This window comes from Enterococcus sp. 22-H-5-01 (assembly GCF_050310005.1).
Classification (GTDB): Bacteria; Bacillota; Bacilli; order Lactobacillales; family Enterococcaceae; genus Enterococcus_A; species Enterococcus_A hailinensis.
Window position 1 is genome coordinate 1,947,874 of record NZ_CP189993.1, and the last position, 13,254, is coordinate 1,961,127.

11 protein-coding genes and 1 pseudogene are annotated in these 13,254 nt (G+C 39.5%); 11 read left to right on the forward strand and 1 reads right to left on the reverse strand.

Translation table 11 applies throughout. From position 1 onward, the window contains the following. Positions 1-1,284 carry a replication-associated recombination protein A gene (locus ACQKTA_RS09960; protein WP_332580680.1) on the reverse strand — a complete coding sequence of 428 codons (1,284 nt, stop codon included), beginning with the start codon at positions 1,282-1,284 and terminating at the stop codon, positions 1-3. Between the two features lie 181 nt (positions 1,285-1,465). Between ACQKTA_RS09960 and ACQKTA_RS09965 the strand changes: the two genes are divergently transcribed. The 11 genes and pseudogenes from ACQKTA_RS09965 (at position 1,466) to ACQKTA_RS10015 (ending at position 13,036) form a co-directional block, all read left to right on the forward strand. Continuing rightward, on the forward strand, positions 1,466-2,092 hold the full coding sequence (locus ACQKTA_RS09965; RefSeq protein ID WP_332580679.1) for a DNA-3-methyladenine glycosylase: 627 nt from the start codon (positions 1,466-1,468) through the stop codon (positions 2,090-2,092). 2 nt (positions 2,093-2,094) lie between these two features. Beyond that, positions 2,095-2,571: a DUF3013 family protein gene (locus ACQKTA_RS09970; protein ID WP_332580678.1), complete on the forward strand. Its 477-nt coding sequence runs from the start codon at positions 2,095-2,097 to the stop codon at positions 2,569-2,571. Between the two features lie 64 nt (positions 2,572-2,635). After that, positions 2,636-3,583 carry a 50S ribosomal protein L11 methyltransferase gene (gene prmA, locus ACQKTA_RS09975; protein WP_332580677.1) on the forward strand — a complete coding sequence of 316 codons (948 nt, stop codon included), beginning with the start codon at positions 2,636-2,638 and terminating at the stop codon, positions 3,581-3,583. A 1-nt stretch (position 3,584) separates the two neighbouring features. Beyond that, complete coding sequence (locus tag ACQKTA_RS09980) at positions 3,585-4,328, forward strand: 16S rRNA (uracil(1498)-N(3))-methyltransferase (RefSeq protein ID WP_427813603.1); 744 nt, start codon at positions 3,585-3,587, stop codon at positions 4,326-4,328. A 74-nt stretch (positions 4,329-4,402) separates the two neighbouring features. Next, complete coding sequence (locus tag ACQKTA_RS09985) at positions 4,403-6,613, forward strand: RelA/SpoT family protein (protein ID WP_427813604.1); 2,211 nt, start codon at positions 4,403-4,405, stop codon at positions 6,611-6,613. A gap of 27 nt (positions 6,614-6,640) precedes the next feature. After that, positions 6,641-7,087, forward strand: coding sequence for a D-aminoacyl-tRNA deacylase (gene dtd / locus ACQKTA_RS09990; protein WP_332580674.1), 447 nt, complete (start codon positions 6,641-6,643; stop codon positions 7,085-7,087). A gap of 144 nt (positions 7,088-7,231) precedes the next feature. Continuing rightward, complete coding sequence (fumC, locus tag ACQKTA_RS09995) at positions 7,232-8,599, forward strand: class II fumarate hydratase (RefSeq protein WP_427813605.1); 1,368 nt, start codon at positions 7,232-7,234, stop codon at positions 8,597-8,599. Position 8,600: 1 nt separating this feature from the next. After that, positions 8,601-9,770 (forward strand): annotated as a pseudogene (locus ACQKTA_RS10000) (NAD(P)-dependent malic enzyme). Between the two features lie 109 nt (positions 9,771-9,879). Next, a complete protein-coding gene (locus tag ACQKTA_RS10005) occupies positions 9,880-10,314 on the forward strand; it encodes a hypothetical protein (protein WP_427813606.1) in 435 nt (144 codons plus the stop codon). A 185-nt stretch (positions 10,315-10,499) separates the two neighbouring features. Further along, positions 10,500-12,509 (forward strand): methionine--tRNA ligase, encoded by a 2,010-nt coding sequence (metG, locus tag ACQKTA_RS10010; protein WP_427813607.1) that lies wholly within the window; start codon positions 10,500-10,502, stop codon positions 12,507-12,509. 155 nt (positions 12,510-12,664) lie between these two features. After that, on the forward strand, positions 12,665-13,036 hold the full coding sequence (locus ACQKTA_RS10015) for a cupin domain-containing protein (RefSeq protein ID WP_427813608.1): 372 nt from the start codon (positions 12,665-12,667) through the stop codon (positions 13,034-13,036). Positions 13,037-13,254 lie beyond the last annotated feature (218 nt).

Genomic DNA, 13,254 nt, shown 5'->3' on the forward strand with positions numbered 1-13,254 from the left:
TTATTTATTTTTTTGTTTTTTCCATTCCGAAATTCGCTGATATTGTTGTCCCAGCGCTTGCTCGTATTTTCCAGTCGCTTTTGGTTCATAATAATGAGCGTGTTTAATTTTATCGGGCAAGTATTGCTGGTCGACCCAAGCATTGTCAAAATTATGCGGGTATTGATACCCAACACCACGATTTAATTTTTCAGCGCCTTTGTAATGGCTGTCGCGTAAATGGTCAGGAACTTCCCCGGCATTCCCCATGCGAATATCTGCAATCGCGGCATCCAAAGCAGCGTATGCAGAATTAGATTTCGGTGAAAGACAAAGGTCGACTACTGCATCCGCTAAAGGAATCCTTGCTTCAGGAAAACCTAATTTTTCAGCTGCTTGGACGGCTTGAACTGTTCTAGCCGCTGCCGCTGGATTTGCCAGTCCAATATCTTCATAGCCGATCACCATCAATCGACGACAGATAATTGGTAAATCTCCAGCTTCAACTAAACGGCCTAAATAATGCAAGGCAGCATTGACATCACTTCCCCGAATGGACTTTTGGAAAGCAGAAATCACATCATAATGGGCGTCGCCATCTTTGTCGTGGGTCAAAGCTTTACGTTGGACACATTCTTCAATAATGGAAAGGGTCAAATGGATCTGACCAGAATCATTTTTCGGTGTTGATTTAGTGGCTAGTTCTAATCCGTTCAGGGCACTTCGAAGATCTCCATTGGTCGCTCGAGCAAGATGTTTTAACGCTTCTTCATCTAGTTCTACCGGGTATTCGCCAAGCCCGCGTTCAGGATCGTTCAAAGCCGCTTGGACAGCGGTGATTATATCGTCTTCATCAAGTGGCTTGACTTCAAAAATTTGTGTCCGACTACGGATCGCAGGATTGATTGTGATATAAGGATTTTCGGTAGTTGCACCAATCATTATGATTCTTCCGCTTTCTAGATGCGGCAAAAGAAAATCTTGTTTGGTTTTATCTAAACGATGGACTTCATCTAATAATAAAATGACAGTCCCGCTCATTTTTGCTTCTTCCGCTACGATCTGCAAATCTTTTTTTGTATCGGTTGCTGCATTCAACATGCGAAAAGCATAATTCGTCGAACCAGCGATGGCACTAGCGATACTCGTTTTTCCAGTACCAGGTGGTCCATATAAAATCATTGATGAAAGCATACGAGCATCGACCATTCGGCGGATGATTTTTCCTTTTCCGACTAACTGCTGTTGACCGACTACTTCGTCTAGATTACGCGGACGCATACGGTAAGCTAAAGGTTGTTGCATCATAGACCTCCTTGATTTAGTAGCTATAGATGACAAGTTACTGCTATGTATAAATTATGAAGCGATAAATCAGCAAATAGATTGTTCTAATTATATCATTTTTCTCTTATGTTTGTTGGGTTTTGATTGCTGGACGTAGCGTGGGACTGGATTATTGTGTATCATGGAGAAGGTGAATAAAATGGAAGAAGTTATCGAGTATTTTAATCATGAAACAACTGAAAATATTGCTAAATATTTGTTAGGAATGTATATCGAACATGAGACCCCAACTGGAAAATTAGGGGGATACATTGTGGATTGTGAAGCCTATCTAGGTCCTGATGATGAAGCGGCCCACAGTTATGGGATGCGTGATACACCCAGGGTTCGAGCGATGTATGAACAACCGGGAACGATTTATTTGTATACGATGCACACACATTTGATTTTGAATATGATCACACAACCTGTTGGAATCCCACAAGGAGTGATGATCCGAGGCTTTGAACCGGTAGAAGGTTTAGAGCAAATGATTGTGAATCGTCATGGCAGATTAGGAGCTGAACTTTCAAACGGTCCTGGAAAATTGGTTGAAGCACTAGGAATCGAACCTGAATTATATGGTAGCTCTATTTTTTCTAGTTCCTTACATTTGGTTCCCGAGAAACGTCGGTTACCTAAAGTGATCGATGCACTTCCGCGAATTGGTATTCCCAATAAAGGTATCTGGACTGAACGTCCTTTACGTTTTGTTGTTCGTGGGAATCCGTACATAACGAAGCAAAGAAAAAGTTTAATTGATAAAGAAAATGGTTGGAGGAAATAAAGATGGCAAAAGAAACGATGATTACTTATTTAGATAGTTATTTGAACAAAAAAATTCCAGATTACGAATTGGCATTAGATTGGGATGTTCGCAATCGTAGTTTTGAGATTGCTTTTCGGATTTATGGTGAAAACAAAGCACAGATCGCGATCGATGACGTTGACGGAATTGCATCAGAAGAAGAAATTATTGAATTTGAAGATGCGATTTTGTTGGTGGATCCTGCTAAATCTAAATACGATGCCGAGGATTTTTTAGCGGTCATTCCCTATGAAGGCAAAAAGGGTATGAAAAAAAATGAGCTGACTGCTGTCGTCGATTATTTAAGAGATGTGATCGAAGAAGGACAAAGTGATTTACTAGACTTCTTGGCAGATGACAGTGAAGATGCAGTCTTTGAGATGCTTTGGGACGATACGATCTTCAAAGCATTGATCAAACCAAGTGATAGTAGTTATCTACCTTATCCAAGCTATTAACAGACAGCAATCAACTGAAAATTAATAAGCTGAAATTATTTTAAGAAGAGCAAGGAGAACCTTTATGAAATGGAATGAAGTAAAAGTTACTACTGAAAGTGAAGCAGTCGAAGCTGTTTCGAATATTTTGATGGAAGCTGGAGCATCGGGTGTAGCGATTGAAGATGCCCTGGATTTTGAAAATTATCAAGAAGATCAATTCGGTGAATTGTTAGATAAAGAAACGATTTCTAGCATTAAAGAGGGTGCGATCGTAGCAGCTTACTTTCCAGAAACGATTTTCTTACCTGAAATCTTACCCTTTATCAAAGATCGAATCGCACTGCTGCCAGAATTTGGCTTGAACATCGGTAAAAATATCGTTGAAGTCAGTGAAGTAGAAGAAAGCGACTGGGCGACGGCCTGGAAGAAATATTACCATCCCGTTCGAGTAACACGCTATTTAACCATCGTTCCTAGCTGGGAAAAATATGAAGCTCAGCATGTAGATGAAAAAATTATTACTTTAGATCCGGGAATGGCTTTCGGAACCGGAACACATCCTACGACAAACTTAACCTTACAAGCATTGGAAACGGTCTTGCGTGGTGGTGAAACAGTTTTAGATGTCGGTACTGGTTCAGGCGTGTTAAGTATTGCCAGCTCACTTTATGGAGCCAAAGAAATCTATGCTTATGACTTAGATGAAGTCGCTGTCCGTTCAGCCCAAGAGAATGTAGACTTGAACGATAATACTGAAAATATCCATGTATCTGCAAATAACTTATTAGTTGGTATCGAACAAGAAGCCGATGTGATCGTTGCTAATATTTTAGCGGATATCATCGTATTGATGGTGGAAGATGCATGGCGTTTATTGAAACAAGATGGAACATTGATCGTTTCAGGAATTATTGAAGATAAAAAAGAAATGGTCTTAGAAAAAATGACTGCCCAAGGTTTTGAAGTAGATCGGATTTTCCAACAAAAAGATTGGTTTGCAATTATTTTGAAGAAACCTGAGGAAAATTAAGATGCAACGCTATTTTATCGATCAACCCTATCAATCAGCTGTCAAAATCAGCGGAGAGCCGCATCATCATATGTCTAGAGTCATGCGAATGACTGTAGGAAATCAAGTATTCCTTGTTTTCAATGATCAAGTAACAGTCAAAGCAGAAATTACTGAAATCGATAGCGATCACGTACTTTTAGCCGAAATAGAAAAAGAAGCGTTACAACGTGAATTGCCGATTGCGATTACGATCGCTAGCGGTTTTCCTAAAGGCGAAAAACTCGAACTGATCGTTCAAAAAGGAACTGAACTTGGAGCTTCAGCGTTTATCGCCTTTCAAGGTGAGACGTCAGTTGCTAAATGGGATGCTAAAAAGCAACAGAAAAAGCAGCAACGATTAAATAAAATTGCGCAAGAAGCTGCGGAACAATCCCATCGTCAAGCCTTGCCGATGGTGCAATTTGCTTCAGAAAAAGAATTGATTGCTTCATTTAACGAATACGATGCGGTTTTGATCGCGTATGAAGAATCAGCTAAACAAGGGGAACAAGCGCAACTTGTCCAAACGTTCCAATCTCTGACTGCGGGTCAAAAATTATTGGTCGTTTTCGGTCCAGAGGGCGGCTTGACACCAAAAGAAATCGAAGCATTCCAATTAGCAGGCGCAAAACTTTGCGGATTAGGTCCACGGATTTTGCGAACTGAGACAGCACCATTTTATCTTTTAAGTGCGGCCAGTTTCTATTACGAATTGGAACGCTGATTTGATTGAAAAAGCTTACGAGAGTTTGTATAATAAGAACCATCATTTTCAGAAAATAAAAGGAGGAACGTCACATGGCAAAAGAAGTTGAATTAACTGGTCCTGACGTCATTAGGATGGTTAGTACATACATGGGAAAAGAGCACGTGGCGTTTGTACAAAAAGCCTACGATTTTGCTTACGAAGCCCATAAGCCACAAGTACGAAAATCAGGCGAACCGTATATTATCCATCCGATTCAAGTAGCGGGAATCTTAGCAGATCTACATATGGATCCGCATACTGTAGCTACAGGTTTTTTACATGATGTAGTTGAAGATACGCCCGTAACATTAGAGAATTTAAAAACAGAATTTGGAGCGGACGTGGCTTCTTTAGTTGATGGCGTGACCAAATTAGGGAAGATCAAATATAAATCTCACGAAGAACAACTTGCTGAAAATCACCGTAAGATGTTGTTAGCGATGGCGCAAGATCTACGAGTGATCATGGTCAAATTAGCGGACCGTCTGCACAACATGCGGACCTTGAAATATTTACGCGATGATAAGCAGCGCCGGATCGCTCGAGAAACTTTAGAGATCTATGCACCTTTAGCGGATCGTTTAGGGATGAGCCGGATCAAGTGGGAACTAGAAGATACGGCATTACGTTATTTAAATCCGAAACAATATTATCGGATCGTCCACTTGATGCGCAGCAAGCGGGATGAACGTGAAGGGTTTGTTGAGAAATCAGTCAATGAAATCAAAGAAGCGACCCAAGAATTAGGGATTGAAGCGGATATTTACGGACGACCAAAACATATTTATTCGATTTATCGTAAAATGCGTGATCAAAAGAAACAGTTTGATGAAATTTATGATCTATTAGCGATTCGTGTCATCGTAGATTCAATCAAAGATTGCTATGCAGTATTAGGGGCGATCCATACAAAATGGAAACCGATGCCTGGACGGTTTAAAGACTACATCGCGATGCCTAAAACCAACATGTATCAATCGTTGCATACAACGATCATTGGACCTAGCGGTAATCCGATCGAAGTTCAGATTCGGACCCATGAAATGCATCAAATCGCTGAGTTCGGGGTTGCAGCACATTGGGCGTATAAAGAAGGTAAAACCGAAAAACAAGAAACCAATCAAGATAATCGTCAATTGGATTGGTTCCGTGAAATCATCGAATTACAAGATGAAAGTTACGATGCTTCTGAATTTATGGAAAGTGTCAAAGGCGATATCTTCAGTGATAAAGTGTATGTCTTTACTCCAAAAGGCGATGTGACTGAATTGCCTAAAGGTTCTGGTCCCTTAGATTTTGCTTATAGTATCCATACTGATATCGGAAACAAAACGACCGGTGCCAAAGTCAATGGCAAGATGGTCCAATTGGATTATAAATTAAAAAATGGCGATATCATTGAAATCATGACTTCTGCTAATTCTTTTGGTCCAAGTCGTGACTGGCTGAATTTAGTCAAAACAAGTAAAGCTAAAAATAAAATCAAACGTTTCTTCAAAACACAGGATCGTGATGAAAATGTCACTAAGGGCCATGATGCAGTCGTGAAATGTTTGAACGATCTTGGTTTTGTACCAAAAGAATTTTTGACGAAAGACAAATTAGCTGAAGTATTGGATAAAATGAATTTCCATAGCGAAGAGGATTTGTACGCGTCTATTGGTTTTGGTGAATTAAGTGCTTTGACCTTTACTAACCGTTTAACCGAAAAAGAACGTCGGGAACAATTGAAACAAAAACAACAGGATGCAGTTGATGAGATGATCAATACGCCAAAAGAACCTGAAAAAATCAAGGTTCGGCATGAAGGCGGTATTGTCATTCAAGGGATCGATAATTTATTGATTCGGATCAGCCATTGCTGCAACCCAGTTCCTGGCGATGATATTGTCGGATATATTACAAAAGGTCGAGGTATCTCGATCCATCGAGCTGATTGTCCAAACATCGCAAAACAAGATGAAGAAGTTCAGCAACGTTTGATTGATGTTGAATGGGAAGATACTTCTAATTCAATTCAAGAGTACGATGCCGATTTAGAAATTTATGGCTGTAATCGTAATGGTTTATTAAATGATGTTTTGAATGTCGTGAGCGGTATGACGAAAAAATTAGTCAGCGTAGAAGCTAAACCAACCAAGGATCGCTTAGCAGTTATCAATTTGACCTTGAAAATCCAAAACTTGAATCATTTGTATTCGATTGTTGATAAAATCAAAACTATTCCTGATATTTACAGCGTCAAGCGAACGAAAGGATAGTTTACGGAATAAACGCAGGAGGTACGTATGCGAGCAGTTGTGCAACGAGTAAGTCAAGCCAGTGTGACGATTGAGGATCAAATCATTGGTGAAATCGATCGGGGCTTTATGATTCTTTTAGGGATTCACGAAGAGGATACCCAAGAAGATGCGGATTATTTGATTCGTAAGATCCCATTATTACGAGTGTTCGAAGATGAAGCAGGAAAAATGAATCAATCTGTGCAAGATATCAACGGCAGTATATTGAGTGTTTCTCAATTCACATTATATGCGGATACGAGAAAGGGTAATCGCCCAAGTTTCATTAAAGCGGCGCGGCCGGAGACGGCGATTCCTTTGTATGAATATTTCAATACTGGATTACGTCAAGCTGGATTGACGGTCGAGACTGGAAAATTCGGTGGCGATATGGATGTGGCGCTAGTCAATGATGGCCCAGTTACGATTATTTTTGATACCCGAGATAAATAGCAAAAAGGACAAGAGCTTAAATCCTCTTGTCCTTTTTTGTACTAACAAATCAATTAAAACGGACGTTCAGTAATAATAAACTATCATTTTTAAGTTAAATAAGCGATAATTAAGTTAAACGACAAAAAATAAAGGAGATGCTAGATGGAAACACGAACGGAACGAGATTCAATGGGGAAGATTGAAGTCCCTAAAGATGCTTTATGGGGAGCTCAAACGGAACGCAGTCGCCAAAATTTTAAAATCAGCGGTGAAAAAATGCCGCAAGAACTTTTACAAGCGCTGATTATTGTAAAAAAAATGGCTGCGATCGCAAATCGGCAGACTGGGAAATTAAGTCAACCAAAAGCGGAAGCCATCCAAAAGGCAGTGGACCAATTATTGGTACAAGAGCAGTGGGAGGCTTTTCCATTAGTTGTGTGGCAAACGGGTAGCGGCACTCAGACGAATATGAATGCCAATGAAGTAATTGCTTTGCTTGCCAGTCATGAAAATCTAGCGATCCATCCAAATGATGACGTCAATATGTCCCAAAGTTCCAACGATGTTTTCCCGACAGCCTTGCACATTGCCGGAACATTAAAAATAGAAAGTGAATTACTACCTGCGATTCATGAAATGATTGCTACCTTGGAAGTATTAGAGGGTCAAAATGAACAAGTTATCAAGATTGGGCGCACTCACCTCCAAGATGCGACGCCGATAACGTTTGCCCAAGAAATCAGCGGATGGCGCTCAGCTTTGGAACATAATGAGACGATGCTGATCCATAGTTTGGCAGAGCTTCGTCAATTAGCGATTGGCGGTACAGCGGTAGGAACAGGGTTGAATGCATCCACGGCGTATGAAGAAGCTTTTATCGACGCAGTAAAAAAAGAAACGGGGATTCATTTCATCAGTGAACCGAATAAATTCCATGCATTGGCTAATCGCGATGCAGTCGTTTTTGTCAGCGGAGCCTTAAAAGCGTTAGCCGCAAATTGTCTAAAAATGGCTAATGATATTCGTTGGTTAGCGAGCGGTCCTCGTAGTGGATTAGGGGAGATCACTTTACCAGCGAATGAACCGGGGAGCTCGATCATGCCAGGAAAAATCAATCCGACTCAATGTGAAGCGTTATCGATGGTAGCGGTCCAAGTCATGGGAAATGATACAGCAATCGGTGTCGCAGCCTCGCAAGGGAATTTTGAATTGAATGTTTACTTACCCTTGCTTGCTTTTGATTTACTGCAAAGTATTCGATTATTGACGGATGCCCTCCTTTCGTTTAATCAAAATTGTTTGAAGGGCTTAGTGGTCAATACAGAACGGATGAATCAGTTAGTAGAGCAATCCTTGATGTTAGTGACAGCTTTAAACCCTCATATCGGCTATGATAAAGGAGCACAAATCGCTAAAAAAGCTTTTGAAGAAGGTACGACATTGAAAACGGCGGCCTTAGCTTTGGGATATGTAACCGAAGCAGAATATGATCAATGGGTTCAACCGGAAAAAATGATTGGAGAGAAATAAGATGACGATTTACGAAGACGCGTTACAGGCGCATGAAAAATGGCGAGGCAAAATTGAAGTGACTAGTAAAATACGAGTGAAGACTAAAGAAGATCTCTCTCTAGCATATACTCCTGGAGTGGCCGAACCTTGTCGAAAGATCGCTGATGATCCGAAGAAGGCTTATGATTATACTTGGAAAGGAAATAGTGTAGCAGTAGTAACTGATGGGACGGCGGTTCTTGGCCTTGGTGATATTGGCCCTGCAGCTGCTTTGCCAGTGATGGAAGGCAAAGCATTATTGTTTAAAGAATTTGCGGATATTGATGCCGTCCCGATTTGTTTAGACAATAAAGACCCGCAAGAAATCATTCAGATCGTGAAAGCTATCGCGCCGACATTTGGCGGAATAAATTTGGAAGATATCAGTGCACCTCGCTGCGTTGAGATCGAACGAGCTTTGATCGAAGCATTAGATATTCCTGTCTTTCACGATGATCAACATGGTACGGCAATCGTCGTTACGGCAGCATTGATCAATGCTTTGAAATTAGTAAAAAAAGAACCACAAAATTTGAAAGTAGTGATTTCTGGAACCGGTGCGGCAGGGAGTGCAATTATCCAAATGCTAGTTAGACTGGGCGTGAAAGAAATTTTTGCTTTTAATAAAGAGGGAGCTTTACATCAGCAAATGAGCAAGCCAACATTTGTTGAAAAAGAAATTCTAGCCTTGATTTCTCCGTAAAATTTTTCTGGAACGATGGAAGAAGCCTTCGTTGGTGCCGATGTATTTATCGGTGTTTCCGCTCCTAAGATCGTTACGAAAAAAATGATTGCTTCAATGAACAATGGAAATATCGTTTTTCCGATGGCCAATCCAGAACCGGAAATTTCTTATGATGAGGCAAATGCTGCTGGAGCAGATATCGTTGGGACGGGCCGTTCGGATTTCCCCAATCAAATCAATAATGTTTTAGCTTTTCCAGGTCTTTTCAGGGGAGCATTTGCTGCCGAAGCTAAAAAAATAACTTCTAGTATGAAACTAGCTTGTGCCCATGCGCTAGCAGATACGATCCCTTACAGTGAATTGAATTCAGATTATGTTATTCCGTCAGCATTTGATGAGAATGTAGTCGAACAAATTACCATGAAGGTTGCTGAAGCGGCACGAAAAGATGGTGTGACCAGGTAGTTCAATCAAACCAAAGCGAATCGGCAGAGAGTTATTTTAGTTTTGACTAAATTTTTTAATCAGCAAATGCTGAAATAAGGGTAATCGAGTTAAAGTGAGGAATTTTTAAGTGGGAGCAAAACAAAAAATTATCCGTAGGCTTTGTACAATTTTACTGATCTTGTTAGGTTTCTTGATGTTGTACATCGGGTATGACAATTGGAAAACAGAAAAAGAGTTCGCAAGCAGTGCAAAAGGTTCTTCGATCGGTATTGTACATTTTGATAAGAATGGCGTCCAAACAGTTCGTTTTCCAGAAAATAGTTATGGTGTCGCCTTGGATGATCCTAAGTTGAAAGAGGGACAAAAAATTAAAATCTATTATCAAAAGAGTCGAACATATCGTATTTCAAGAACGACTAAAAATTATCATGCATCAAAAGATATTTATGGCCCGATTGTCTATGCTATCTTTTTATTTATATTTGTAGCTTTCAACCAACTATTTTTACCTACAGTACTCAAGCATTATTTTGAAAAAAAGGTACGGTTAGTTGAAGAATAGTGTGTTCAGTGCTTAGCAAAAAAGAAAAATTTATCCAATGAGAAGTGGAACAAGTCAAGTTTGGCTTGTTTTTTCTTATAGCTGAAAAAAATGAAAAGTGGAGATTGTTCCGGACCAATTTAACCGAAAACCTCGATAATTTTGTGGTATACTACGAGAGAATCTATTTTTAAAGGAGGAGCCTCATGGCAGAGAAGGAAACATTTTATATTACAACACCGATCTATTATCCAAGCGGAAAATTACATATCGGTAATTCTTATACAACGATTGCCTGTGATGCGATTGCTCGTTATAAACGTTTAATGGGTTTTGATGTGTTTTATTTGACTGGGGTCGATGAACACGGACAAAAAATTGAAAAAAAAGCCGATGAACTAGGTGTAGAACCACAAGAATACGTGGACAAAATGGCTACTGATATTAAGAAATTATGGAAGACTTTAGACATCAGCTATGACAAATTTATCCGTACGACGGATGATTATCATCAAGCGGCCGTCAAAAAAATCTTTGATCAATTATTGGAACAAGGGGATATCTATCTTGGTGAATACGAAGGTTGGTATTCTGTTTCTGATGAAGAATATTTTACAGAAACACAATTGGCAGAAGTCTATCATGACGAAGAAGGCAACGTGATCGGCGGGAAAGCGCCAAGTGGTCATGAGGTCGAATTAGTGCGTGAAGAATCTTACTTCTTCCGAATGAGCAAATATGCCGATCGTTTATTGGCTTATTACGAAGAACATCCTGAATTTATTCAACCTGAATCACGTAAAAATGAAATGATCAACAACTTTATCAAACCAGGTTTAGAAGATCTAGCTGTATCGCGTACAACGTTCAAATGGGGTATCCCAGTCAACGCGAATCCTGAACATGTCGTGTATGTATGGATCGATGCATTATCAAACTATATCACGGCATTAGGCTATGGTTCTGATGATGATAGCTTATTCCAAAAATATTGGCCAGCCGATGTTCATATGGTAGGAAAAGAAATCGTTCGTTTCCACACGATTTATTGGCCGATCATGTTGATGGCATTAGAATTACCATTACCTAAAAAGATTTATGGTCATGGCTGGTTGATGATGAAAGACGGCAAAATGTCTAAATCTAAGGGCAATGTCGTTTATCCTGAAATGCTAGTCGAACGTTATGGTCTAGATGCTTTACGTTATTATTTATTGCGTGCAGTACCTTTTGGTTCAGATGGCGTCTTCACACCAGAAGATTTTGTTTCACGTGTAAATTATGATTTAGCTAATGACTTAGGAAACTTATTGAACCGGACAGTTGCGATGATCAATAAATATTGTGATGGCATCGTACCGGAATACAAATCATTAGTAACAGACTTTGATAGTGAATTATCGACTACTGCAGCCAATGTGGTCAGCCGTTACCGCGAATCAATGGATAAAATGGAATTCAATAATGCATTAGCTGAAATCTGGACACTGATTTCACGTGCGAATAAATACATCGATGAAACAGAACCTTGGGTCTTAGCAAAAGATGAAGACCGTAAAGCGGAGTTAGACAGTGTGATGGTTCATTTAGCAGAAAGCTTACGTATCGTAGCGATTCTTTTACAACCAATCATGACTCAAACACCAAAACGTATTTTCGAACAATTGGGCTTGAACCCCGATATGATGGATCTTGCAACGATCCATTTTGGCGAGTTCCCAGCCAGTACTAAAGTAACACCTAAAGGCACACCGATTTTCCCACGTTTAGATATGGAAGAAGAAGTAGCCTATATCCAAGGTAAAATGACTGAAGGATCGCAACCAACAGAAGAAAAAATCAAATGGGATCCAGAGGAAACTGAATTGGCTTCAGTCAAAGACAAACAAATCAAATTTGAAGTCTTTGATAAAGTCGAATTAAAAGTAGCAGAAGTCATGGAATGCAAACCTGTCAAAGGGGCAGATAAATTATTGCAATTCCGCTTAGACGCAGGGGATGACCAAGACCGTCAGATCCTTTCAGGAATTGCTCAATTTTATCCAGACCCTGAAAGCCTGATCGGCAAAAAATTAGTGATCGTCGCTAACTTGAAGCCACGTAAAATGCGTGGAGAAATCAGCCAAGGAATGATCCTTTCAGCTGAAGCACCAGATGGTACATTAAAAGTAGTAGAAGCACCAAAAGACATGCCGAATGGTGCAATCGTCGGTTAAAGCAAAAAACTCTCGAATTTTTTCGAGAGTTTTTTATTTTTCAGAAGTGGCTTTCTTATGGTAGTACAATTTTTTTAATGCAAAGGTTTGAATAATTGTTTTTCTCAAAAATATGGTATCCTTCATGATATAAGGAATATAAGGAGCTGATTGGAATGGAAATTATTAATTTAAGTGATAAGTTTAGCCAATTTAACGATACATGGTCGCCAAAAATATTAGGAGATATCGGAGACTATCAAGTAAAAGTTGCAAAATTTGAAAATGAGTTTACGTGGCATCATCATGAGAATGAAGATGAGTTTTTCTTAGTGATCGAGGGTCTGATTACGATTCACGTGAAAGAAAATGGAAAAGAAGTAGAATATCCACTGCACTCTGGGGAAGCAATGATCGTTCCTAAAGGAGTAGAACATATGCCGGTTTCTGAGGGCATTTCCCAAGTATTATTACTTGAACCAGCTACAACTTTGAACACGGGGAATGTAGTGAACGAGAAAACAGTTAAAGATTTAGATAACATTTAATCATATAAATTATCTTTTTTTCAAAAATGTGCTATGATTAATTCAATACGAAAGATATTTTTATGCGACACTTTAACTCATTTTGATGAAATTTAATCAAACTGGCGTAACTATAGGGTTACAAGGATGTATTAGAAGGATTTGGGAATACATCGTTTAAACGAGAAATAGTTAATTTTTAGTAATAGTCAACACCCTCAACTTTAGAATAACAAATA

What these genes read in the sequence shown, in the direction of transcription:
- ACQKTA_RS09960 (WP_332580680.1), bottom strand. Translation starts at nt 1,284, where the DNA reads ATGCAACAACCTTTAGCTTACCGTATGCGTCCGCGTAATCTAGACGAA.
- ACQKTA_RS09965 (WP_332580679.1), top strand. Translation starts at nt 1,466, where the DNA reads ATGGAAGAAGTTATCGAGTATTTTAATCATGAAACAACTGAAAATATT.
- ACQKTA_RS09970 (WP_332580678.1), top strand. Translation starts at nt 2,095, where the DNA reads ATGGCAAAAGAAACGATGATTACTTATTTAGATAGTTATTTGAACAAA.
- prmA (WP_332580677.1), top strand. Translation starts at nt 2,636, where the DNA reads ATGAAATGGAATGAAGTAAAAGTTACTACTGAAAGTGAAGCAGTCGAA.
- ACQKTA_RS09980 (WP_427813603.1), top strand. Translation starts at nt 3,585, where the DNA reads ATGCAACGCTATTTTATCGATCAACCCTATCAATCAGCTGTCAAAATC.
- ACQKTA_RS09985 (WP_427813604.1), top strand. Translation starts at nt 4,403, where the DNA reads ATGGCAAAAGAAGTTGAATTAACTGGTCCTGACGTCATTAGGATGGTT.
- dtd (WP_332580674.1), top strand. Translation starts at nt 6,641, where the DNA reads ATGCGAGCAGTTGTGCAACGAGTAAGTCAAGCCAGTGTGACGATTGAG.
- fumC (WP_427813605.1), top strand. Translation starts at nt 7,232, where the DNA reads ATGGAAACACGAACGGAACGAGATTCAATGGGGAAGATTGAAGTCCCT.
- metG (WP_427813607.1), top strand. Translation starts at nt 10,500, where the DNA reads ATGGCAGAGAAGGAAACATTTTATATTACAACACCGATCTATTATCCA.
- ACQKTA_RS10015 (WP_427813608.1), top strand. Translation starts at nt 12,665, where the DNA reads ATGGAAATTATTAATTTAAGTGATAAGTTTAGCCAATTTAACGATACA.